The organism is Bradyrhizobium sp. CCBAU 11434, assembly GCF_028128895.1.
Lineage (GTDB): Bacteria > Pseudomonadota > Alphaproteobacteria > Rhizobiales > Xanthobacteraceae > Bradyrhizobium > Bradyrhizobium zhengyangense.
Map to the genome: position 1 here is coordinate 761,997 of NZ_LBJX01000011.1, position 22,056 is coordinate 784,052.

At 64.6% G+C, this 22,056-nt stretch carries 19 protein-coding genes and 1 pseudogene; 14 read left to right on the plus strand and 6 right to left on the minus strand.

The window, feature by feature from the left end; genetic code table 11:
• Positions 1-2: 2 nt before the first annotated feature.
• From XI06_RS11045 to XI06_RS11055, 3 genes are all read left to right on the plus strand, one after another.
• Positions 3-977 carry an IclR family transcriptional regulator gene (locus XI06_RS11045; protein WP_237858555.1) on the plus strand — a complete coding sequence of 325 codons (975 nt, stop codon included), beginning with the start codon at positions 3-5 and terminating at the stop codon, positions 975-977.
• Complete coding sequence (locus tag XI06_RS11050) at positions 907-2,466, plus strand: acyl-CoA carboxylase subunit beta (protein ID WP_271605304.1); 1,560 nt, start codon at positions 907-909, stop codon at positions 2,464-2,466. The genes XI06_RS11045 and XI06_RS11050 overlap by 71 nt, the downstream gene beginning before the upstream one ends.
• 138 nt (positions 2,467-2,604) lie before the next feature.
• Positions 2,605-3,141: a hypothetical protein gene (locus tag XI06_RS11055; RefSeq protein WP_237858551.1), complete on the plus strand. Its 537-nt coding sequence runs from the start codon at positions 2,605-2,607 to the stop codon at positions 3,139-3,141.
• A gap of 27 nt (positions 3,142-3,168) precedes the next feature.
• On the opposite strand, the gene XI06_RS11060 is transcribed toward XI06_RS11055, so the two are convergent.
• Together XI06_RS11060 and XI06_RS11065 are read right to left on the minus strand one after the other, a co-directional pair.
• Complete coding sequence (locus XI06_RS11060; RefSeq protein ID WP_237858550.1) at positions 3,169-4,644, minus strand: FAD-binding oxidoreductase; 1,476 nt, start codon at positions 4,642-4,644, stop codon at positions 3,169-3,171.
• 185 nt (positions 4,645-4,829) lie between these two features.
• The gene (locus XI06_RS11065; RefSeq protein WP_237858549.1) at positions 4,830-5,279 is read right to left on the minus strand and encodes a c-type cytochrome; all 450 of its coding nucleotides are present in this window, start codon (positions 5,277-5,279) and stop codon (positions 4,830-4,832) included.
• Between the two features lie 388 nt (positions 5,280-5,667).
• Between XI06_RS11065 and XI06_RS11070 the strand changes: the two genes are divergently transcribed.
• Positions 5,668-6,714 (plus strand): alpha/beta hydrolase, encoded by a 1,047-nt coding sequence (locus XI06_RS11070; protein ID WP_271605305.1) that lies wholly within the window; start codon positions 5,668-5,670, stop codon positions 6,712-6,714.
• 164 nt (positions 6,715-6,878) lie between these two features.
• Here XI06_RS11070 and XI06_RS11075 read toward each other — a convergent pair whose 3' ends face one another.
• From XI06_RS11075 to XI06_RS11085, 3 genes are all read right to left on the minus strand, one after another.
• A complete protein-coding gene (locus XI06_RS11075) occupies positions 6,879-8,174 on the minus strand; it encodes an MFS transporter (RefSeq protein ID WP_271605306.1) in 1,296 nt (431 codons plus the stop codon).
• Between the two features lie 113 nt (positions 8,175-8,287).
• Positions 8,288-9,484: an acetyl-CoA C-acyltransferase gene (locus XI06_RS11080; RefSeq protein WP_271605307.1), complete on the minus strand. Its 1,197-nt coding sequence runs from the start codon at positions 9,482-9,484 to the stop codon at positions 8,288-8,290.
• 129 nt (positions 9,485-9,613) lie between these two features.
• Positions 9,614-10,384: an enoyl-CoA hydratase gene (locus tag XI06_RS11085; RefSeq protein WP_237890146.1), complete on the minus strand. Its 771-nt coding sequence runs from the start codon at positions 10,382-10,384 to the stop codon at positions 9,614-9,616.
• Positions 10,385-10,536: 152 nt separating this feature from the next.
• Here XI06_RS11085 and XI06_RS11090 point away from each other — a divergent pair, with 152 nt between their 5' ends.
• Positions 10,537-11,076 carry a PaaI family thioesterase gene (locus XI06_RS11090; protein WP_237858540.1) on the plus strand — a complete coding sequence of 180 codons (540 nt, stop codon included), beginning with the start codon at positions 10,537-10,539 and terminating at the stop codon, positions 11,074-11,076.
• A gap of 59 nt (positions 11,077-11,135) precedes the next feature.
• Positions 11,136-11,756 (plus strand): TetR/AcrR family transcriptional regulator, encoded by a 621-nt coding sequence (locus XI06_RS11095; protein ID WP_237858539.1) that lies wholly within the window; start codon positions 11,136-11,138, stop codon positions 11,754-11,756.
• 139 nt (positions 11,757-11,895) lie between these two features.
• Here XI06_RS11095 and XI06_RS11100 read toward each other — a convergent pair whose 3' ends face one another.
• A complete protein-coding gene (locus XI06_RS11100) occupies positions 11,896-12,804 on the minus strand; it encodes a LysR family transcriptional regulator (protein ID WP_237869490.1) in 909 nt (302 codons plus the stop codon).
• A 101-nt stretch (positions 12,805-12,905) separates the two neighbouring features.
• Between XI06_RS11100 and XI06_RS11105 the strand changes: the two genes are divergently transcribed.
• From XI06_RS11105 to XI06_RS11140, 8 genes and pseudogenes are all read left to right on the plus strand, one after another.
• Positions 12,906-14,402 carry a CoA-acylating methylmalonate-semialdehyde dehydrogenase gene (locus XI06_RS11105; RefSeq protein ID WP_237858537.1) on the plus strand — a complete coding sequence of 499 codons (1,497 nt, stop codon included), beginning with the start codon at positions 12,906-12,908 and terminating at the stop codon, positions 14,400-14,402.
• 22 nt (positions 14,403-14,424) lie between these two features.
• Positions 14,425-15,570: an isobutyryl-CoA dehydrogenase gene (locus tag XI06_RS11110; RefSeq protein WP_271605308.1), complete on the plus strand. Its 1,146-nt coding sequence runs from the start codon at positions 14,425-14,427 to the stop codon at positions 15,568-15,570.
• On the plus strand, positions 15,567-16,634 hold the full coding sequence (locus XI06_RS11115; RefSeq protein WP_271605309.1) for an enoyl-CoA hydratase/isomerase family protein: 1,068 nt from the start codon (positions 15,567-15,569) through the stop codon (positions 16,632-16,634). Before XI06_RS11110 ends, XI06_RS11115 begins: the two co-directional genes overlap by 4 nt.
• 24 nt (positions 16,635-16,658) lie before the next feature.
• Positions 16,659-17,552, plus strand: a pseudogene (mmsB, locus tag XI06_RS11120) (3-hydroxyisobutyrate dehydrogenase); the annotation flags it as partial.
• Positions 17,552-19,270, plus strand: a complete 1,719-nt coding sequence (locus XI06_RS11125; RefSeq protein ID WP_271605310.1) for an AMP-binding protein — start codon at positions 17,552-17,554, stop codon at positions 19,268-19,270. The pseudogene mmsB and the gene XI06_RS11125, both read left to right, overlap by 1 nt.
• A complete protein-coding gene (locus XI06_RS11130) occupies positions 19,271-19,750 on the plus strand; it encodes a MaoC family dehydratase (RefSeq protein ID WP_237858522.1) in 480 nt (159 codons plus the stop codon).
• 118 nt (positions 19,751-19,868) lie between these two features.
• Positions 19,869-20,786, plus strand: a complete 918-nt coding sequence (locus tag XI06_RS11135) for an SDR family NAD(P)-dependent oxidoreductase (RefSeq protein ID WP_237890151.1) — start codon at positions 19,869-19,871, stop codon at positions 20,784-20,786.
• Positions 20,783-22,012 (plus strand): NAD(P)/FAD-dependent oxidoreductase, encoded by a 1,230-nt coding sequence (locus XI06_RS11140; protein ID WP_271605459.1) that lies wholly within the window; start codon positions 20,783-20,785, stop codon positions 22,010-22,012. The genes XI06_RS11135 and XI06_RS11140 overlap by 4 nt, the downstream gene beginning before the upstream one ends.
• Positions 22,013-22,056: the final 44 nt, after the last annotated feature.

Below are 22,056 nucleotides of genomic sequence, written 5' to 3' on the forward strand. Positions count from 1 at the left end.
TCATGGGACGACGATCGGAGCGGTTAAGCAGGCAAGGTGCGCTCGCTGGTGATGCCGGCGAGGGTGATGTCATCCAGGTGGTGTCGCGCGCGTTCGACGTGTTGCGATGCTTCGAGGGCCACGAGGCGCGGCTCGGCAATCTCGAGATTTCAAATCGCTGCGGCCTGCCGCGCTCGACGGTGTCGCGGCTCACGCACACGCTGACGCGCATGGGGCAGCTCGTCTATTTGCCGCGCGATCAGAAATATCGGATCGGTCCGAGCGCGGTAGCGATGAGCGCTTCGATGATGAAGGGCGCGCAGCTGCGCAGCATGATCCGGCAGCGACTTCAGGAAGTCGCCGAGCAGTTGCCGGGCACCGTCGGCTTCGTCGTGCCTGATCGCTTCCATCTGGTCTATCTTCAGTTCGCACGCTCGCCTTCAGCGCTCGGTCTGCACGAGGGCACCGGTAGCCGCATCTCGATGGCCTCCACCGCGGCGGGCGCGGCCTACACCGCGGCCTTGGCGCCTGAAGTCGGCGATGCCTTTATCAACGACATGGAGCGCGAAGCGCCGGAGGCTGTAAAGATCCTGCGGCCCCGCATCGAGGCCAACAGGCAATCGCTGCGCGAGCGCGGCTATGTCACGGCTTGCGGCTTGTGGAGCCCGCACATCAATGGCCTGGCGGTCCCGATCTGGTCGCCGCAGTACCAGACCTTCGTGGTCGTCACGATCGGTTTGCTCTCGGCGATGTATGACGAGCAGCGTCTGCATGCCGAAGTCGCGCCGCTGATGCTGGCGCTCGGCCGATCGCTTGGCAGCCTGATGGAGGGCGCCGAAGGCGATGCCTTCAACAACCGCATCTCGCGCAAACCGGTCGCAATATCGGTGCATAACAATAACAAGCCGATGAGTTCGGAGGGAGTGAATGAACTGGAAGACGGAACTCGACGAGCTCGCCCGGCGCGAAGCCTTCGCGCGGGAGATGGGCGGCGTTGACAAGGTCAAGCGACAGCATGACCAGGGCCGGCTGACAGTTCGGGAACGCATCGACAGACTGATCGACAAGGGTAGCTTCCACGAGATCGGTGCCGTCTCCGGCATCGGTGAGTACGATTCCACGGGCGAGCTGAAGACCGTGACGCCGGCGAACTGCGTGTTCGGCCGCGCGCGCGTCGATGGCCGCACCGTGGTCGTGGTCGGTGACGATTTCACCGTGCGCGGCGGCTCGGCGGACGCGTCGATTTCGGCAAAGCCCTTGATGGCGGAGGAGATGGCGCACGACTTCCGCCTGCCCATCTTCCGCATCATCGAAGGCTCCGGCGGCGGCGGCTCGGTCAAGACCATCGAGACCAAGGGCGCGGCGAATCTGCCTGGCGGTATCGGTGGCACGCGCTGGTATCGCTTCACGACGGAGAATTTGTCGCGCGTGCCCGTGGTCGCGCTCGGCCTCGGCTCGGTCGCGGGCCTTGGCGCGGCGCGCCTTGCCGCCAGCCACTATTCCATCATGACCCGGAAGTCCGCGATGTTCGTCGCAGGGCCACCGGTGGTGAAGGCGCTCGGCCAGAACCTCTCGAAGGAAGAGCTTGGCGGCGCCGATATCCAGACCAAGGCCGGTGCGATCGACCATGCCGTCGATACCGAGGAAGAGGCCTTTGCCTGCGCGCGGCGCTTTCTGTCCTATCTGCCGTCGTCGGTCTACGAGCTGCCGCCGACGCTGCCTTGCATCGACAATCCGGAGCGCACGGAAGAAGCGCTGATGAAGGCGGTGCCGCGCAACCGCAAGCAGGTCTACAAGGTCAGGCCGATCATTGAATCGGTCGTCGACAAGGGCTCGTTCTTCGAGGTCGCCAGCAATTTCGGCAAGCCGATCATCGTTGGCCTGGCGCGGCTCGAGGGCAGGGCGGTGATGGTGCTCGCCAGCGACAGTTTTCACTATGGCGGCTCCTGGACGGCGGATGCCTGCCAGAAAGTGGTGCGCTGGGTCGACTTCGCGGAGACCTTCCATCTGCCGATCGTTTATCTCATGGACTGCCCGGGCTTCATGATCGGCCTCGATGCCGAGAAGGCGGCGACCATCCGCCACGGCGTCCGCGCCATGGCCGCGGTCAACCAGACCACCGTGCCCTGGTGCACGGTGATCCTGCGCAACGCTTTTGGTGTGGCCGGCGTTGTGCACCAGCCCGCCGACCGCTTCTCGATCCGCTACGCCTGGCCGTCGGCCTATTGGGGCTCGCTGCCGCTCGAAGGCGGCATCGAGGCCGCTTACCGCGCCGACATCGATGCGGCCGAGGACAAGGCAGCAAAGCTGAAAGAGATCGAGGAGCGTCTCAACAAGCTGCGCTCGCCGTTCCGCTCGGCCGAAAAATTCTGGGTCGAGGAGATCATCGATCCCCGCAAGACGCGCTCGCTGCTCTGCGAGTTCGCGCGCCTCGCCGAGCCGCTGCGGAAAGCGGGGCCGCCGGAGAACATGACGATCCGGCCGTAAAGCTCGGCTGCGGGGAAGTTAACGCAGGTTAATCGCACACAAAGGCAGCCCTTTTCCGCCGCTCTTCAGGCCCATTTCAGCCAAACCAATATTGGTTGTTGCCGATCGGGGCAGGACCCTCCAACCCAGAGCCCTGCAATGATCAAGCAAGTTGTTTCTGCGTGTCTCGCTATTGCCGCCAGCTCCATTGCCGCGGAAGCGCGGCCCCATCGGAGTCTTCAGGCGCCAGAGTGTAACGTCACCATGCCGTGCGATTTCGCGTATGCGCAGACGCGCCGCGAGCGGGCTCCCAGGCCGTCATTGCAGGCCTATCGCTCAACGCAAATGACGGTGACCGATGCCGGCGCCACGGCCACCACGATCAGCGTTGCCGGCGAGCGCGTCGTCGGAGGCCGACCCGCCGGCTGCCCGTCGTCGTTCTGTGGCTGCGGCGCCGCGATCCGTGTGTTCGGCCATGTCGTGCCGGAATTGAATCTTGCATCCAACTGGCTGCGCTTTCCGCGCGCGGCGCCGGCTCCGGGGATGGTCGCGGCGCGCCGCGGGCATGTCTTTGTTCTCGAGCAGTCTCTCGGCGGCGACATGTGGATGGCGTATGACGCCAACTCGGGCGGTCACGCCACACGTATGCACGCGCGTTCGCTGCGGGGCTATACCGTCGTCAACCCGCGCGGCTGAGGAAACGGCGAGGGTGCTCGACCCCCATCACACCCGCAACACCTTGCCGGGATTCATGATGTTCTGCGGGTCGAGCGCGCGCTTGATGGTGCGCATGATGTCGAGCTCGGTCTTCGAGCGGTAGTCGCTGAGCTGGTCGAGCTTTTCGATGCCGATGCCGTGCTCGGCGGAGATCGAGCCGCCCATGGAGGTGATGAGGTCGTTCACGGCGCGCGTAATCGCGGCGGTGTATTGGTTCAGCGTCGGCTGATCCATGCCATCAGGGCCCATGAAGGAGAAATGCAGGTTGCCGTCGCCGATATGCCCGAGCGGATAGGGACGAATGCTCGGGAGAATGTCGAGCACGGCCTTGAGCCCCTTGTCGATGAACTCCGGAATTCTGGAAATTGCCACCGAGATGTCGTAGCTGATCCCCGGTCCCTCGGCGCGGGAGGCCTCGGCCATGGCTTCCCGGATGCGCCACATGTTGCGGGATTGACTGACGGTCTGCGCGATCACCGCGTCGAGCACGCGACCGGCCTCGAGTTGGTCGGCGAGAAACTGCTCCAGCTTCTCCGACATGCCATCGGCCCCGTCCTGTCGCGGGCGCGAGGACGACCATTCCAGCAGCAGGTACCACGGCGTATCCGCCTTGAGCGGATCCTGGACGCCGGGAATGTGGCGCATCACGAGATCGACCGCCGCGCGGCTCAAGAGCTCGCAGGACCCGACATTGTCCTCGGAGGCCGCATGCGCCTCGGACAGGATCTCCAGCGCCGCGCGCGGATCGCGAACGGCCAGCCACGCGGTGGAGATGTCCTTCGGCGCCGGCCACAGCTTGAGCACGGCCTTGGTGATGATGCCGAGCGTCCCTTCGGCGCCCATGAAAAGGTGCTTGAGGTCGTAGCCGGTGTTGTCCTTCTTCAGCGCCCGCAACCCGTTCCAGACATCGCCATTGGGCAGCACGACCTCGAGCCCGAGCACGAGATTGCGGGCATTGCCATAGCGCAGCACCTGCACACCGCCGGCATTGGTCGAGAGGTTGCCACCGATCATGCAGGAGCCCTGGGCACCGAGGCTGAGCGGCAGGAACCTGTCGTGTCTGGCCGCGGTCTCCTGAAGCGTTTCCAGCACGCAGCCGGCCTCGACCGTCATGGCATAGCCGACGGGATCGACGTCCAGCACGCGGTTCATCCGGCCCAGCGACAGCACGATTCCGGTGTGCGCAGGCCAGGGCGTCGCCCCGCCCATCAGCCCGGTGTTGCCGCCCTGGGGCACGATCGCGATGCCATGCTCGTGGCACAGCCGGACGACTTGCGAGACCTCCTCGGTGCTGCCAGGGCGCACGACGGCCCCGGCGCCGCCAACCAGCAGGCCACGCCAGTCCCGTACGAAGGGCTGCATGCCATGCTCGTCCTCAATAAGCCCCTTTTCGCCCACGATCGCGCGCAACCCGTCGCGGATCTGGGCGGTCAAGGGCACGGTCGGAATGGTGGGGACGGGCGACGGGAAGGCAGTCGGCATGTTGTTTCCTCAGGCGCATCTTGGTGTGCACTGTGCGCGCGAAGCGCTTGAGGTCGTATTGTCCACGTTTGGGCCGTCAAGTCTAACGGCAATATGTCCCGAGCGAGACCGTGGGAGGCAACGCCCGGCGGCCGCTCTGGAGGGCGCCCCAGCGCGAACGGTAGGCCGTCTCGATGCAGCCCGTGCTATTTTTGCTGAATACGGCTGAGATAATCGATCACAGCGAGGATGCGCTTTCGCACGACGACCTCAGGCTTTTGATCCGGACCGGCCTTTTCCCAATACGAAGGATCGACATAGTGAGGCAGATTGACGATGGGATTGAATCGCTCTCCCCAGACTGGCATTTCGCGCGTGCCATGAGCGGGGACGGTTTTCGTTCCATCGATGGCTTGATAAAGAGCGTCCGTGGGAAACACGCCGTTGTTGTTCTTGGCCAGCATCGTCAAATCGGCAGGCGGTACGCGCAGCTGGGCGCTGACCGGACCCTTGCCCCTCGCATCCACACCATGACAACTCGCGCAGGACGACTGAAACTCTCCCTTGCCGATGTCGACGTCTTCGGCCTGGGCCGCGGCGGTGAAACCAGCGGCAAGACCGGCAATAATCAAACACTTAAGACTATGTTTTTCCATGTCGCGCTCCGACGCCGGCTTGCAAGGCTTCAATTCCTAGCTGCTATGTTCCCCGATCGCTTGATGCACATCAAGACCCGCTTGCGGCACCGGCCTGCGAATGTTCCGGGCTCATGCGGATTCGTGCAGGCGCGGCTTTGGGCCAAGGTTCTGGGAAAGGGAGCATCGCGCCGTCCGCGCACGGCTTGCCGGAGCGGATGATTGATCTGGATCAATCGGAATTGCCGGTAGCTGCCCTTGTTTGCTGGATACACGCGCTGGCGGCGTCAAAATCGAGGCCGGCAACGAGCGATTGTCAGACTGCTCCGGAGCCAGTTGTGCGCGCCGGAAGGAGAATCGGATGCATCCTCGGGGCCGTACCGCTGCTTCTATGCACGTCGCCGCTGCCGTGCTGACGGTGCTGGTCTCCGCCTCCTGCTCGATGCGCCCTCTGCAGGGCGTTCTGGTGCCGAGCAGCGAGGCCGTTGAAGCGGCCTCCCAGGTCCCCATCCTGATCGGAACGACGCGCGCGCGATCCAGCAGTGACCCCGGCGAGATGTTCAGCCGCGAGCCGTCCAGCGAAATGGCTTTTGCGCAAGTCACAGTGTCGATTCCACCGGATGGATCGCGCAAGGCCGGTGAAATCCAGTGGCCATTGTCGCCTCCCGGGGACCCGCGCAAGGAGTTCGTCACCGCATCGGCGGGCTATCTGGATCGCACCGAATTCGGCGCTGCCGTATCCAGCGCGGCAAAGGCCGGACATCTGACCAAGACGTTGGTGTTCGTGCACGGCTTCAACAACCGTTTTGACGATGCGGTGTATCGCTACGCGCAATTCGTCCATGACGGCCGGCTTCCCGTCATTCCGATCCTGTTTTCTTGGCCATCGCAGGGGGCCGGCAACCTCGGGTCATACGACCACGATCGCAAGGTCGCGGGCCGATCGGGCTCGGCATTGACCGAGCTGCTGGACACCGTCAACGCCAATCCCGCCGTCAAGGAGATCACGTTCGTCTGCCATTCCATGGGCTGCCTGGCCACGCTCGATGCGCTGCGGGGCAGGGCCTCGCACGGCGGATCGGTGCCGAAGCTGAAGAATGTCGCGCTGGTCGCGCCCGACATCGGCTTCGACGAGTTCATCAGCGCGGTCGGAGCTTTGGGGCCGCGGCGCCCCCGCATCGGCCTGTTTCTGTCGCAGGATGATACGGCTCTCAAACTATCGAAGTCGCTCGCCGGAGGGACAACTCGCCTCGGCGATATCAATCCGCAGGATGAGCCGTACAAAAGCGCGCTGGCGCAGCAGAAAATCCTGGTATTCGACCTCACGCATCTTGGCGGAGACGATTCCCACTCCAGAGCCTTCGGCGAGGTAGGTTCCGTCATGGGGATGATCAAGCAGAGGCTCGCACAGGGCCAGCAGCTCGGTGAGGATCCGTCGCGAACAGCCTCTCGCTAGCGCGGCTTTGGCATCGTAAAGCCGAGCACGTCCTTGACGCCAATGATGAGGTAGTCGAGATCGCAGCCCGCAATGGTGGGATCGCTCCACCCGATCGGTTCGGGATCATCTCGCGGATCGGTGACGCCGCGGTGCGCGGCGCCACCACCACGATCAGGTGCTAACTAGGCCATCGCCGGTTTTGCTTGCGGCTTCGGCTGCCGCGACAGTGTCAGCACGATCAGCGAGGCAAATACGCAGAGCGTACCGGCGACGAAGAAGGCCGGCAGATAGCTTTGCAGCAGCGTCCGCGACAGGCCCGCGCCGAAGGCGGCCGCGCCGGCGCCGAGCTGATGGCCGGCGAAGATCCAGCCGAACACCAGATTGGCGCGCTCGGGTCCGAACTTCTGCGCCGTTAGCCGCACCGTCGGCGGCACGGTGGCGATCCAGTCGAGGCCGTAGAACATCGCGAAGATGGACAGGCCATAGAACGAGAAATCGCTGAAGGGCAGGAAGATCAGCGAGAGCCCGCGCAGGCCGTAGTACCAGAACAGCAGGAAGCGGTTGTCATACCGGTCCGACAGCCAGCCCGACATGATGGTGCCAAAGAAGTCGAAAATGCCCATCGCCGCCAAAAGGCTCGCCGCCTGCACCTGCGGGATTCCGAAGTCGAGGCACATCGGAATCAAATGCACCTGGACGAGGCCGTTGGTCGAGGCGCCGCAGACGAAGAAGGTCGCAAACAGGATCCAGAACGCGCTCGACTTCGAGGCATCGCGCAGCGTGCCGAGCGCCACTGAGGTGATCGAGCCGTGATTCACGGGCGGCGCGGGCAGGGGCTCGGTGCCTTCGTCGCCGAACGGGCGCAGGCCGAGGTCACTTGGGCGATCGCGCATGATCAGCAAGACCGCGGTCGCGGAGACGCCGAGCATGATGCAGACGAAGGCGAGCGCAAGCCGCCAGCCGAAGCGCTCGGTCAGGCTTGCGAGCAGCGGCAGGAACACGAGCTGGCCGGTGGCGACGCTCGCTGTCATGATGCCGATGACGAGGCCGCGGCGCGCTGCGAACCAGCGCGTTGCGATGGTCGCGCCCAGCACCAGCGCGGTCATGCCGGTGCCGATGCCGATCACCACGCCCCACAGCGCCACGAGCTGCCAGACCTGCGTCATGCCGAGCGAGAGCACCAGCGCCGAGACGACGATGAGCTGCGCGGTCAGCGTGACGTTGCGCAGGCCATAACGGTTGAGGAGGGCGGCGGCGAATGGCGCCATCAGCCCGAACAGGATGAAACGGATCGAGAGCGCCGAGGAGATCTCCGCCGTGCTCCAGCCGAACTCCTTCTGGAGCGGAACGATGAACACGCCGGGCGCGCCGACCGTGCCCGCGCTGATCAGGGCGGCGAAGAAGGTCACGCCGACCATCACCCAGCCGTAATGGATGTTGCGACGGCCTAGCGTGGCCGAAAGCCAGTTCGAGATCATTGCCCTCAATCCAGGTTGGCGGGCTCCGGAACACCCGCGTCATTGTTGCAGTCTGGCACGAGATCGGGAAGTCTGAAATGACAGACTTCCCTCAATTTCGGACGTTACGACGGTTAGTGTGCGAGACGCTCGACCGCGATCGCGGTGGCCTCGCCGCCGCCGATGCAGAGCGCCGCGACGCCGCGCTTGAGGTTGTTGGCCTCGAGCGCATGCAGCAGGGTCACGATCAGCCGGGCGCCGGTGGCGCCGATGGGATGACCGAGCGCGCAGGCGCCGCCGTTGATGTTGAGTTTTTCGCGCGGGATGCCGAGATCGCGCTGTGCTGCCATCGCGACCACCGCAAACGCTTCATTGATCTCAAAGAGATCGACATCGCCTGCGCTCCAGCCAACCTTGTCGAGCAGTTTCTTGATCGCCGGAATCGGCGCAGTGGTGAACCATTGCGGCTCCTGGCTGTGCGTAGCGTGGCCCTTGATCTCGGCGATGGCAGGCAGGCCGTTGCGATCGGCGAGCGAACGTTTCGTCAGCACCAGCGCAGCGGCGCCGTCGGCATTGGCGGAGGAGGCCGCCGGCGTGATGGTGCCATTGGCGCGGAAGGCTGGCTTCAGTCCGGGAATCTTGGCGGGATCAACCTTCAGTGGATGCTCGTCATTGGCGATGACGCGCGGGCCTGCCTTCTCGGTCAGCGTGATTGGCGCGATCTCCGCCTTGAACGCGCCTCCCTCGACGGCCTTGCGGGCACGGCTCAGCGTCTCCATCGCATAGGCGTCCTGGTCCTTGCGGGTGAACTGATAGGCTTCGGCGGTGGCTTCGCCGAAATCGCCCATCGAGCGGCCGGTCTCATAGGCGTCTTCGAGGCCGTCCATCATCATGTGGTCGATGATGCGATCATGGCCGGCGCGATAGCCGCCGCGCGCCTTCGCGAGTAGATAGGGCGCATTGCTCATGCTCTCCATGCCGCCCGAGACGACGATCTCGGCCGAGCCGGCGCGAATGATGTCGTGCGCCAGCATGGTCGCCTTCATGCCGGAGCCGCAGACCTTGTTCACCGTGGTAGCACCGGTGGCATCGGGTAGACCAGCGCCACGCGCGGCCTGGCGCGCTGGCGCCTGGCCCTGGCCGGCCGGCAGCACGCAGCCCATGAACACCTCGTCGACCTTCTCGGGCGCGAGCTTGGCGCGTTCCAGCGTTGCATTGATCACATGCGAGCCGAGCTTGTGGGCGGCAAGCGGCGACAGCTCGCCCATGAAGCGGCCGAGCGGAGTACGGGCGGCGGAGACGATGACGACGGGATCGACGGCTTCGGCCATGACAAACTCCCTGTGATGATCCGTTAGATTATGATCATCATATGATGCGGCGCAAAAAATGCAACCGCGCCTGGCATGAGAAAATGTCGTAGTTCGGATGAATTGATCGTCCGATTGGCGCTGGACCGCCTACCGCTTCCTGTTCACGAACGCGCCCATCAGTCGCGTCGGCTCGTCCGTCAGGAACGACTCGCCGAACACCTTGACGCTGAGGTTCACCGACTCGGTGAGCGGCAATTCCTCCCATTGCCGCAGCAGTGCCTTCTGCGACCGCAGCGCCTCGGGGCCGCATTCGAGCAGCGCCTTCACGAGGTGCTCGATCTCGGCATCCAGCCCGTCCGCCGGCGCGATCTTGTCGATCAGGCCCCAGGACAGCGCCGTCGACGCATCGATGTTCTCCGCGGTCATCACCAGCCAGCGCGCGCGGGCCCAGCCGATCAGGCGCGGCAGCAGTGCAGCGTGGATCACCGAGGGGATGCCGACTCGTACCTCCGGCATGCCGAAATGCGCATCATGCGCGGCGATCCGGAAATCGCAGGCGGCTGCGACCTCGAGCCCGCCGCCGAGGCACCAGCCGGGCATGCGCGCGATCATGGGGGCAGGGAATTGCCGCACGGCCTCGCAGAGATCGCGCAGGCGGCTGATGAAGGCCTCGGCCGACTTTTGGTCGAGCTTGGCCATCTCCTTGATATCGGCGCCGCCGATCATGCTCTTCTCGCTTTGGCCGCGCAGTACCACGACGCGGATGCTGCGGTCGGTGGCGAGCTTTTGCAGCCCTTCCCGGACCGCGTCGGTCACACGAGAGCCCAGAATGTTCAGCGAGCCGGCGTTGCAGATCGCGACATGAACGACGCCGCGCGCATCGCGCGTTACGCCGCAGTGGTTATTGAGCATTTCCATCTGATGTCTCGAAGGTTTCCTGGACGGGCGCAAGGCGCGTCAGTCGACGCCACTTCCGGGCCGAAACGCCTCGCTTGTCAAGCGGGCGAGGACGAAGTTGCCAGCGCGAAGTCCGTGGAATAGTATGACGTATATCATACAAAGAGGCGGCCATGACCGAACCCCATCAGCGCGACTTGTTTACGTCCATACTTCGGCGCGAGCGCGTCGTGGACTGGCAGGTCCCGGCGCCGGTCGCGAAAGTGGCCATGGGTCTGTCGGGCATGGACGCCATGCTTGGCATCCGCGACGGCAGGCTGCCGCCGCCGCCCTTCGCAAAACTGATCGGCTTCATCGTGGGCGTAGTCGAGCCGGGCCGGATTGTGATGGAACTGGAGCCGCGCGAGGATCTCGAAAATACCATCGGCCTTCTGCATGGGGCGACCGCGGCCGCCCTGCTCGACACCGCCATGGGCTGTGCGATTTCGACTCGGCTTGAGGCCGGCCAGTCGTCGGTGACGCTCGACCTGAAGATGACCTTCCTGCGTCCGCTCTCGGTCCGGTCGGGGCTGATCTCGGCCGAAGGCAGGGTGATCAAGCTCGGGCGCCAGACCAGCTATACCGAGGGCTTCGTCCGCGACGGTAAAGGGGCGCTCGCAGTCCATGCAACTGCAACCTTTTCCATGGTCGGCAACATCTTTACCGGGAATTAATGCGCCGCTCGGCTGATATCCGTGTTATGAGATGACCTCCGACATCCAATGAGAGCCGCATGCGCTATTCCAGGGAACACAAGCAGGAAACCCACGACCGCATCGTGAGGAAGGCGTCCGTGCGGCTTCGGGAAAAGGGTGCCCACGGCATCGGCGTCGCCGACCTGATGAAGGAGGCGGGCCTCACCCATGGCGGCTTCTACGCCCATTTCGATTCGCGCGAGGCGCTGGTGATCGAGGCTTTTGCCTACGCCATGGACCGCTCGATGGAGCACTGGCGCAAGCAATCCGATCAGCTTGCGCCCGAGAAGCAGCTTGCCCAGATCGTGGAGACCTATCTCTCTGCACTGCACCGCGACAATCCCGGCCATGGCTGCTCGATCCCCGCGCTCGGCGCCGAGATCGCCCGCGAGAGCCCGAAGACGCGAAAGGCATTTGCCGGCAAGCTCGATGAGATGGTCGAGATGATGACCGATTTCATCCCGAACGTTCCACGCAAGGCCGCGCGCAAGCAGGCGATCGCCACGCTGGCCACGATGGCGGGCACCATGCTGCTGGCGCGCATTGCCGGCTCCAGCGAGCTGTCGGATGAAGTGCTGAAGGCCGGTAAGGAGAGTGCCCTCGAGGGCGCGAAGCGTGAGCCGAAGGTAACTGCTGCGAAGAGGGCGAAGCAGAACTAGGCGAGATGCCGTAGGGTGGGCAAAGGCGCGCAAGCGCCGTGCCCACGATCTCTCTCGTTCGCAAAAAATGCGTGGGCACGCTTCCGCCTTCGCTCTGCGAGCTACGGCGGACAAGTCGCTTTGCCCACCCGGCGATTTCTCACCGTCCCGCAAACAGCGCCCGCTCACGCTCCACGATCTCGCCGATGTAATCCGCGACCGCCCGGATCCGCGCGAGATCCTTGCTGTCGGCGTGCATCAGCATCCAGAACGTCCTGGTGATCGAGATCTCCTCGGGCAGCACCGCCACGAGCTGCGGATAATCGCTCGCCATGAAATGCGGCAGCACCGCGATGCCGAAGCCTGAGAGCGTGGCGTTGAGCTGCGCGATCAGATTGGCGCTGCGGAAGCGTGCCGAGATGCGCGGCGACACCTGCGGCAGGTAGTCGAGCTCAGGCGTGAACAGCAGCTCTTCGATATAGCCGACGAAGCGGTGCTGCGGCAGATCCTGCCGCGAGGCGATTTTTGGGAAGCGGTCGAGATAGGCGGGGGCGGCATAAAGCCCGAGGCGGTAGTCGAGCAGCTTGCGGCCGACGATGCGGCCTTCCTTCGGCATGGTCAGGCTGATCGCGATGTCGGCCTCACGCTTGGAGAGACTGAACAGCCTTGCGGTCGCCACAAGTTGCAGATCGAGATCGGGATAGCGGTCGGCGAACGGGGCGAGCCGCGGCGCCAGGAAGGCGGTGCCGAAGCCGTCGGGCGCGCCGATCCGCACCGTCCCGGTCAGCCGTGCCACCGAGCCGCCCACCTGCTCCTGGTTGGCGACAATGGTCGATTCCATTGCTTCGGCGCTGTCGGCGACGCGCTGGCCGGATTCGGTGAGGAGATAGCCGGTCTTGCGCCGGTCAAACAGCTTGGCCGAAAGGTGCTTCTCCAGCCGGTCCACACGCCGGATCACGGTGGCATGGTCGACCCCGAGCTGCTTTGCCGCAGCCGACACCGAGCCGCCCCGCACGATGGCCAGCACGAAGCGGAAGTCGTCCCAGTCGATGCTACCTTGATCCAGCATTTTCGCACATCTATGGTGCATTATCTCAGACTTGAATCCTATAAAATGCAGGTCGATAGGATTTGTCAAAGCGAACAGGCTGGCCTCAAGGAGATCATTCCATGCGTTCAATCGGACATTTCATCGGCGGCAAGGAGGTCAAGGGCACCTCGGGCCGCACCGCCGACGTCTTCGAGCCGATGACCGGTGACGTCCAGGCCAAGGTCGCGCTGGCGTCCAAGGCCGAGGTTCGCGCCGCCGTCGAGAACGCGCGCGCCGCCCAGCCCGAGTGGGCCGCGACCAACCCGCAGCGCCGCGCCCGCGTGATGATGAAGTTCGTCGAGCTGGTGCAGCGCGATTACGACAAGCTCGCCGAGCTGCTTGCGCGCGAGCACGGCAAGACCGTGCCCGACGCCAAGGGCGACATCCAGCGCGGCCTAGAAGTCGCCGAGTTCGCCTGCGGCATCCCGCATCTGATGAAGGGTGAGTACACCGAGGGCGCCGGCCCCGGCATCGACATCTATTCGATGCGCCAGCCGCTCGGCGTCGTCGCCGGCATCACGCCGTTCAATTTTCCGGCGATGATCCCGATGTGGAAGTTCGCGCCGGCGATCGCCTGCGGCAACGCCTTTATCCTCAAGCCGTCCGAGCGCGATCCCGGCGTGCCGATGCTGCTCGCCGAGCTGATGATCGAAGCGGGCCTGCCGGCCGGCATCCTCAACGTTGTCAACGGCGACAAGGAAGCGGTCGACGCCATCCTCGACGATCCCGACATCAAGGCCGTCGGTTTCGTCGGCTCCACGCCGATCGCGCAGTACATCTACGAGCGCGCCGCCCAGAGCGGCAAGCGTTGCCAGTGTTTTGGCGGTGCCAAGAACCACGCCATCATCATGCCCGACGCCGACATGGACCAGGCCGTCGACGCGCTGATCGGCGCGGGCTATGGCTCGGCCGGCGAGCGCTGCATGGCCGTCTCGGTTGCCGTTCCCGTCGGCAAGTCCACCGCTGATCGCCTGATGGACAAGCTGATCCCGCGCGTCGAATCGCTCAAGATCGGCACCTCGATCGATCCGTCCGCTGACTACGGTCCGCTGGTGACGCGCGAGGCGGTCGAGAAGGTCAAGAGCTACATCGACATCGGCATCAAGGAAGGCGCGACGCTCGCCGTCGACGGCCGCGGCTTCAAGATGCAGGGCTACGAGAAGGGCTTCTATCTCGGCGGCTCGCTGTTCGATAACGTCACCAAGGACATGCGGATCTACAAGGAGGAGATCTTCGGGCCCGTGCTCTCGGTCGTGCGCGCGCACGACTACAAGGAAGCGCTGGCGCTGCCGTCCGAGCATGACTACGGCAACGGTGTTGCCATCTTCACCCGCGACGGCGATGCCGCGCGCGACTTCGCAGCCAAGGTCAACGTCGGCATGGTCGGCATCAACGTGCCGATCCCGGTGCCGATCGCCTATTACACCTTCGGCGGCTGGAAGAAGTCGGGCTTCGGCGATCTCAACCAGCACGGCCCGGACTCGGTCCGCTTCTACACCAAGACCAAGACGGTGACCTCGCGTTGGCCGTCCGGCGTCAAGGAAGGCGCGGAATTCTCGATCCCGCTGATGAAGTAATCCTCCCAGGAGCGAGGCCGGGATGCAGTTCGCTCTGAACGAGGATCAGGTCGCGGTTCGCGACATCGCGTTGGCGTTTGCGGCTTCGAGGATCGCGCCGCACGCGCTGCGCTGGGACGAGGAGAAGCACTTTCCCGTCGACGTGATGCGCGAGGCGGCCGCCCTCGGCATGGGCGGCATCTATATCCGCGACGATGTCGGCGGCTCCGCGATGTCGCGGTTCGACGCGGCGCTGATCTTCGAGGCGCTGGCGACGGGTTGTCCGACCACCTCGGCCTTCATCTCCATCCACAACATGGCGAGCTGGATGATCGATGCCTTCGGCAGCGACACCCAGCGCCATCAATGGTTGCCAAAACTCTGCTCGATGGAGCTGATCGCGAGCTACTGCCTGACCGAGCCGGGCGCCGGCTCCGACGCAGCGGCGCTGCGGACGCGTGCGGTGCGCGACGGCGATCATTACGTGCTCAACGGCCAGAAGCAATTCATCTCCGGAGCCGGCGGTACTGATCTGCTGGTCGCCATGGTGCGGACCGGCGGCGATGGCCCCGGCGGCATCTCGACGCTTGTCATCGACGGCAAGACGCCTGGCGTTTCTTTCGGTGCCAACGAGCGCAAGATGGGCTGGAACGCGCAGCCGACCCGCGCCGTGATGTTCGAGAACGCCCGCGTCCCGGTCGCGAACCGGCTGAGCGAGGAGGGCGTCGGTTTCAAGATCGCGATGGCAGGCCTCGACGGCGGCCGCCTCAACATTACGGCGTGCTCGCTCGGCGGCGCGCAGACCGCGCTCGACAAGGCGCGTGCCTACATGAAGGAGCGCAAGGCGTTTGGAAAGCGTCTGGACGAATTCCAGGCGTTGCAGTTCAAGCTCGCCGATATGGCGATCGAGCTCGAGGCCGCACGCACCTTCCTGTGGCGTGCCGCGGCTGCATTGGATCGCAAGGATCCCGACGCCACCATGCTCTGCGCGATGGCCAAGCGTTTCGGGACCGATGTTGGCTTTGAGGTCGCCAACCAAGCGCTTCAGCTGCACGGCGGCTACGGTTACCTCAGCGAATACGGCATCGAGAAGATCGTGCGCGATCTACGCGTGCACCAGATCCTCGAGGGCACCAATGAAATCATGCGGCTCATCGTGGCGCGCAAGTTGATCGAGGGCGCGCGATGAGTTCGGTGGAAGAGGGCGATCTCGTCGCCCGTGTCGAGGGCGCGGCCGGCATTATCAGGCTGAACCGTCCCAAGGCGATCAATGCCGTCACGCTGGAGATGTTTCGCGACATCGAGAAGGCGCTCGACCGCTTCGAAGCCGATCCCGCTGTTGCCGTGATCATGCTGGAAGGCGCCGGCGAGCGCGGCCTGTGCGCCGGCGGCGACATCCGGGCGCTCTGGGAGAGCTCGAAAGTCAACGGTGATCTCGGCAAGATCCTGTGGCGCGAGGAATACATTCTCAACGCCCGGATCAAGAAATTCCCTAAGCCCTATGTCGCCTTCATGGACGGCATCGTCATGGGCGGCGGCGTTGGCTTGTCCGCGCATGCGAGTCATCGGGTCGTTACGGATCGGACCAAACTTGCGATGCCTGAGGTCGGGCTCGGTTTCTTCCCCGATGTCGGCGGCACCTATTTGTTGTCGCGCTCGCCCGGCGAGATCGGCACGTTCTTCGGCCTGACCGGTCAGACCATGAATGGACCGGATGCTATCCATGCGAAGTTCGCCGATTGGGTGGTCCCGGCAGTGAAATTGCCGGAGTTGCGTGAGGCCCTGACCGAGGTTCGCCCGGGCTCGACTGCCGCCGACGTCAGCAAGCTGATCAGGGATTTTGCGACTGGCGAGACCGCCGGCCCGATGGCGGCGAAGGAGCCCGCGATCGATGCGCTGTTCGGCTTCGACCGTATGGAAGACATTTTTGCGGCGCTCAAACGCGACGGCTCCGACTTTGCGCTGGCGACGCTGAAGACACTCAACGAAAAATCGCCGCGTGGCATGGTGGTGACGCTGAAGCTGCTGCGGCTGGCGCGCACTGCGTCAAGTCTGGAAGAATGCCTGGTGCGCGAATATCGCGCCGCGAACGAGGTCTTTCGCAGCGACGATTTTCGCGAGGGCGTCCGCGCCGCCGTCATCGACAAGGATCGCAATCCGAGCTGGTCGCCACCGCGGATCGAGGATGTGACGCCGAAGATGCTTGCACCCTATTTCGCCGAGATCGGCGCCGACGAGCTCAAGTTCAACTAATCAACGAAACGAGCGGAGGAAACGACAATGGCCACGATCGCATTCATCGGTCTCGGCAACATGGGCGGCCCGATGGCGGCTAACCTCGTCAAGGCCGGGCACAAGGTGGTGGCATTCGACCTCGTCGCGGCCTCGCGCAGCCAGGCCAAAGCCGACGGCGCCAGCATCGCGGACAGTGCGTCAGGCGCGGTGAAAGGCGCCGATGTGGTCGTCACGATGTTGCCCGCCGGCAAGCACGTGCTCGGCGTTTGGAACGATGTCGTGCCGGCCATGACCAAAGGCGCGCTGATCATCGACAGCTCCACAATCGATGTCGAGAGCGCGAGGGCCGCGCACGCGCTCGCTGCCAAGAACGGCGTGCTCTCGGTCGACGCGCCGGTCTCGGGCGGCACCGGCGGCGCCAAGGGGGCAACGCTCACCTTCATGTGCGGTGGCGAGGAGGGCGCGTTCGCGGCGGCAAAGCCTGTGCTGGAAAAGATGGGCAAGAAGATCGTCCATTGCGGCGGCGCCGGCGCGGGCCAGGCCGCAAAAATCTGCAACAACATGATCCTCGGCATTTCCATGATCGCGGTGAGCGAAGCCTTTGCGCTGGCTGAGAAGCTCGGCCTCTCGCATCAGGCGTTGTTCGACGTCGCCTCGACTTCGTCGGGCCAGTGCTGGTCGCTGACCACCTATTGCCCGGTTCCGGGCCCGGTGCCGACGTCGCCCGCAAACAACGATTACAAGCCGGGTTTCGCCTCGGCGCTGATGGTGAAGGATCTGACCCTGGCGCAGGACGCCGCGAAAGCGACGGGCGCCGCGACGCCGCTCGGCAAGCATGCGCAGGAGATCTATCAGTCTTTCGACGCAGCCGGCCAGGGCGGGGTGGATTTTTCCGGAATTATCAAGCACGTTAGGGGGCTAGCCGGGAAAGCTTAATGACGACATTTCAGGACGCGCGCGCGTTTCTTCTCGCACACCGCACGGATTACGAGACAGCGGTCAGGGATTTCCGCTGGCCCGATCCTGCGCCCTTCAACTGGGCGCTCGACTGGTTCGACGCCGAGCTGGCGGCGAACGCGGAGAGCAGGGATCGGCCCGCGCTCTGGATCGTCGATGCCGCGCAGGACAAGCAGACGAAGCTGTCCTTCGCGACGCTCTCGAAGCGCTCCAACCAGGTTGCCAACTTTCTTCGCGCGCAGGGCCTCAAGCGCGGCGATCATCTGCTGTTGCTGCTCGGCAATGTGGTTCCGCTGTGGGAGACGATGCTGGCCGCGATCAAGCTTGGCGTCGTCGTCATCCCCGCAACCACGCTGCTGACCGCCGACGAGCTGCGCGATCGCCTCGAGCGCGGCAAGGCGAAGGCGGTGGTGGCCGCGCAGGACCAGGTCGCGAAATTCGCGAGTCTTGGCGTGAACGATGTGGTGCGTATCGTCGTGGGCGAGGCGTCCGATGGCTGGCTTGCCTATGACGAGGCGGCGAACGCTTCAGAGAGTTTTGCGGCTGACGGTCCGACCAATGCCGACGACCCGATGCTGCTGTATTTCACCTCGGGCACGACGGCAAAGCCAAAGCTCGTCAGGCACAGTCAGCGAAGCTATCCTGTCGGGCATCTGTCGACCATGTACTGGATCGGGCTGAAGCCCGGCGACGTCCATCTCAACATCTCCTCTCCCGGCTGGGCCAAGCACGCCTGGAGCTGCTTCTTCGCACCGTGGAATGCAGGCGCCACCGTGTTCGTGGTCAACCAGCCGCGCTTCGACGCGAAAGGCCTGCTTGCCACCATCGGCCGCTGCGGTGTCACCACGCTGTGCGCGCCGCCCACCGTGTGGCGATTGTTCATCCAGGAGAACCTGGCCTCGTTCAAGGTAGCCCTTCGCGAAGTCTGCGGCGCCGGCGAGCCGCTCAACCCCGAAGTGATAGACCAGGTGCAGGCCGCCTGGGGCCTGACCATCCGAGACGGCTACGGCCAGACCGAAACCACGGCACTTGCCGGCAACTCGCCGGGCCAGAAGATCAAGGTCGGTTCGATGGGCCGGCCGTTGCCGGGCTATCGCGTGCAGGTTAGCGATGCCGACGGCCATCCGGCCGGGGAGGGCGAGGTGGCGCTGCTGCTGGGCGCTGATCGTCCGGCCGGCCTGATGCAGGGCTATCAGGGCGACGACGGCAAGCTCTCGGGCGCCGAAGGCGAGCTCTATCGCAGTGGTGACGTGGTCTTCGCAGACGAGGACGGCTATCTCACCTTCGTCGGCCGCTCCGACGACGTGTTCAAATCCTCAGACTATCGCATCAGCCCGTTCGAGCTGGAGAGCGTGCTGCTCGAGCACGAGCTTGTCGCCGAAGCCGCGGTGGTACCGAGCCCCGACCCCATCAGGCTCGCGATCCCCAAGGCCTTCGTGCTGCTGACCGCAGGCGCCGAACGGACGCCCGAAACCGCGCTCTCCATCTTCAGACACCTGCACACGCGGCTTGCGCCGTTCAAGCGCATCCGCCGGCTCGAAATCGTCAGCGAACTGCCGAAGACGATCTCTGGCAAAATCCGCCGCGTGCAGCTACGACGGCTCGAACGCGACAATGATCGCGACGATCCGCTGCGCGGCCGGGAATTCCGTGAGGAGGATTTTCCCGAACTGCCGAAAACGAGAAGTGAGACCTAAGTGAACGAAATCTGGAAGAAGCCGCCGATCACGCTCGAGGCCTATCAGGCCATGGTCGGCAAGGAGATCGGCGTGTCGTCCTGGCACCTCATCGACCAGCCCCGGATCGACACCTATGCCGACGTGACCGCAGATCACCAGTTCATCCACGTCGACCCCGCGAGGGCGAAGCAGGAGACCGCGTTCGGCACCACCATCGCGCACGGTTTTCTGACGATGTCGATGTTGTCAGTGATGTCCTATGAGGTGATGCCGGCGATCGCCGGCACCACGATGGGCGTCAATTACGGCTTCGACAAGCTGCGCTTCATCTCGCCGGTGCGCTCGGGCAAGCGCGTTCGCGGCCGTTTCGTCCTGGCGGAAGCCAAGCTGCGTAAGCCGAACGAATTGCAGTCCCGTACCAATGTGACGGTCGAGATCGAGGGCGAGGACAAGCCGGCGCTGGTCGCGGATTGGCTCGGCCTGATTTATTTCGCGTGAGGCAGGCCGTGTTGGCCGGGCTTGACCCAGCCATGCATCGCTGCTCAAAAGCCTCTCAATTTTGATGGGTGGCCGGCGCAAGCCCGGCCGTGACACCTAACATCCAGGAAGCACACTCATGGCAATCAGGTTCGACGGACGCGTCGCCATCGTCACCGGCGCGGGCAATGGTCTCGGCAAGGCGCATGCGCTGGGCCTTGCGAGCCGCGGTGCGAAGGTCGTCGTCAACGATTTCGGTGGCGCCCGCGATGGCACCGGGGCTTCGCTCTCGCCGGCCGAAGCCGTGGTCGAGGAGATCCGGAAAGCCGGCGGCACCGCAATGGCCGACGGCGCGGACGTCTCGAATTTCGAGCAGGTCACCGCCATGGTCGAGCGCGCCACCAGGGAGTGGGGCAGCGTCGACATCATGTGTGCCAATGCCGGCATCCTGCGTGACAAGTCGTTCGGCAAGATGGAAGCAACCGATTTTCAGAAAGTGCTGGACGTGCATCTCGTCGGCACTTTTTACTGCTGCAAGGCGGTGTGGGCCGGCATGCGCGACCGCAACTATGGTCGCATCGTGCTGACGACATCGTCCTCGGGCCTCTATGGCAATTTCGGCCAGGCCAATTACGGCGCGGCCAAGTCAGGCATGGTCGGTTTGATGAATGTGCTCGCGGAAGAGGGCCGCAAGAACAACATCCGCGTCAACATCATCTCGCCGACGGCGGCGACCCGTATGACCGAAGAGCTGCTGCCGCCTCAGGCGCTTCAATTGATGAAGCCGAATGCGATCACGCCGGCCGTCGAGTACATGCTGAGCGAGGACGCGCCGACCCGCACCATCATGGGTGCCGGTGCGGGCTCCTTCGCCGTGATCAAGATCATCGAGAGCGAAGGCATCAACCTGCCGGAATCCGACTGGACCCCGGACGCGATCGCCGCGCATTTCGCCGAGATCAGCGACATGTCGAAGGCCAAGGCGCTCGCCGGTGCGTTCGAGCAGACGCAAAAGTATGTCGCGCAGGCCGCGGCGCGGGCGGGGATCAAGCTCTGAGCGACGTCGCCGTCATCGGTGCCGGTCCCGCCGGGCTGATGGCGGCGGAAGTGCTGGCGCAAGGCGGCGCCAGCGTCACCGTCTACGATGCCATGCCGTCGGCAGGCCGCAAGTTTTTGATGGCCGGCCGGGGTGGACTCAACCTCACCCACAGTGAGCCGTTGGCGGATTTCCTCCCTCGCTACCGGGAGGCGATGCCTCACTTGCGCGACGCGATCGAGGCGTTTCCTCCCGACGCGCTGCGTGACTGGAGCGCAGGCCTCGGGCAACAGACCTTCATCGGCAGCAGCGGGCGTGTGTTTCCAAAGACGTTCAAGGCCTCGCCCCTGCTGCGTGCCTGGCTGCGCCGGCTCGATGCGGCGGGTGTGCAATTCGCCTTCCGCCACCGCTGGGCCGGATGGGACGAGCAGGGTCGGCTTGAATTCCAGACGCCCGATGGCACGCGCGCCGTCGCCGGCAGTGCAACAGTGCTCGCGCTTGGCGGTGCGAGCTGGCCGCGGCTCGGCGCGGATGGCGCATGGGGCGATTTGCTCGCAGCAAAGGGCATCACCGTCTCAAAACTGCGGCCGGCGAATTCCGGCTTCACTGTCGCCTGGTCCGATGTGTTTCGCGATCGGTTTGAAGGCCAGCCGCTCAAGGGCGTGGCACTGACGATCGGCGCGCGCACGGTGCGTGGCGAGGCGATGATTACGCGTGCCGGCATCGAGGGTGGCGCGATCTACGCGCTGTCGGCAGAGCTGCGCGATGCGGTGCTGGGGATCGGGCAGGCGACGTTGACAATCGCATTACGGCCCGATCTCGACACGGCCGCACTGACCACGCGCCTGTCGGGCACGCGTGGCAAGCAATCACTGGCGAATTTCCTGCGCAAGGCGGCACAGGTGTCGCCGGTCGGCATCGGCCTGATGCAGGAGGCGGCCATCGCCTCCGGCCGGTCACTGGCTGCGTTCTCGCCGGCAGAGCTTGCGCATCTGATCAATGCCATTCCGATCCAGCTGACCGGCGTTGCCTCGATCGATCGCGCCATTTCCACCGCAGGCGGGATTGCCTTCGACGAACTCGACGACCACTTCATGTTGCGCAAGCTGCCCGGCGTGTTTGCCGCCGGCGAGATGCTGGACTGGGAAGCCCCGACCGGCGGCTATCTGCTGCAGGCCTCGTTCGCGACGGGGGCAGCAGCGGGCAGGGGCGTGCTGGAGTGGCTCGCCCAATTGCAGAAATCGTAAGGTGGGCAAAAGCGCACAGCGCCATGCCCACCATCTTTCGTAGT

Bases quoted from the DNA above. Each gene is read 5' to 3' on its own strand.
- XI06_RS11135 (WP_237890151.1), top strand. From the start codon at position 19,869: ATGGCAATCAGGTTCGACGGACGCGTCGCCATCGTCACCGGCGCGGGC.
- XI06_RS11075 (WP_271605306.1), bottom strand. From the start codon at position 8,174: ATGATCTCGAACTGGCTTTCGGCCACGCTAGGCCGTCGCAACATCCAT.
- XI06_RS11110 (WP_271605308.1), top strand. From the start codon at position 14,425: ATGCAGTTCGCTCTGAACGAGGATCAGGTCGCGGTTCGCGACATCGCG.
- XI06_RS11055 (WP_237858551.1), top strand. From the start codon at position 2,605: ATGATCAAGCAAGTTGTTTCTGCGTGTCTCGCTATTGCCGCCAGCTCC.
- XI06_RS11085 (WP_237890146.1), bottom strand. From the start codon at position 10,384: ATGGAAATGCTCAATAACCACTGCGGCGTAACGCGCGATGCGCGCGGC.
- XI06_RS11105 (WP_237858537.1), top strand. From the start codon at position 12,906: ATGCGTTCAATCGGACATTTCATCGGCGGCAAGGAGGTCAAGGGCACC.
- XI06_RS11095 (WP_237858539.1), top strand. From the start codon at position 11,136: ATGCGCTATTCCAGGGAACACAAGCAGGAAACCCACGACCGCATCGTG.
- XI06_RS11125 (WP_271605310.1), top strand. From the start codon at position 17,552: ATGACGACATTTCAGGACGCGCGCGCGTTTCTTCTCGCACACCGCACG.
- XI06_RS11090 (WP_237858540.1), top strand. From the start codon at position 10,537: ATGACCGAACCCCATCAGCGCGACTTGTTTACGTCCATACTTCGGCGC.
- XI06_RS11045 (WP_237858555.1), top strand. From the start codon at position 3: ATGGGACGACGATCGGAGCGGTTAAGCAGGCAAGGTGCGCTCGCTGGT.
- XI06_RS11100 (WP_237869490.1), bottom strand. From the start codon at position 12,804: ATGCTGGATCAAGGTAGCATCGACTGGGACGACTTCCGCTTCGTGCTG.
- XI06_RS11050 (WP_271605304.1), top strand. From the start codon at position 907: ATGAACTGGAAGACGGAACTCGACGAGCTCGCCCGGCGCGAAGCCTTC.
- XI06_RS11065 (WP_237858549.1), bottom strand. From the start codon at position 5,279: ATGGAAAAACATAGTCTTAAGTGTTTGATTATTGCCGGTCTTGCCGCT.
- XI06_RS11080 (WP_271605307.1), bottom strand. From the start codon at position 9,484: ATGGCCGAAGCCGTCGATCCCGTCGTCATCGTCTCCGCCGCCCGTACT.
- XI06_RS11115 (WP_271605309.1), top strand. From the start codon at position 15,567: ATGAGTTCGGTGGAAGAGGGCGATCTCGTCGCCCGTGTCGAGGGCGCG.
- XI06_RS11060 (WP_237858550.1), bottom strand. From the start codon at position 4,644: ATGCCGACTGCCTTCCCGTCGCCCGTCCCCACCATTCCGACCGTGCCC.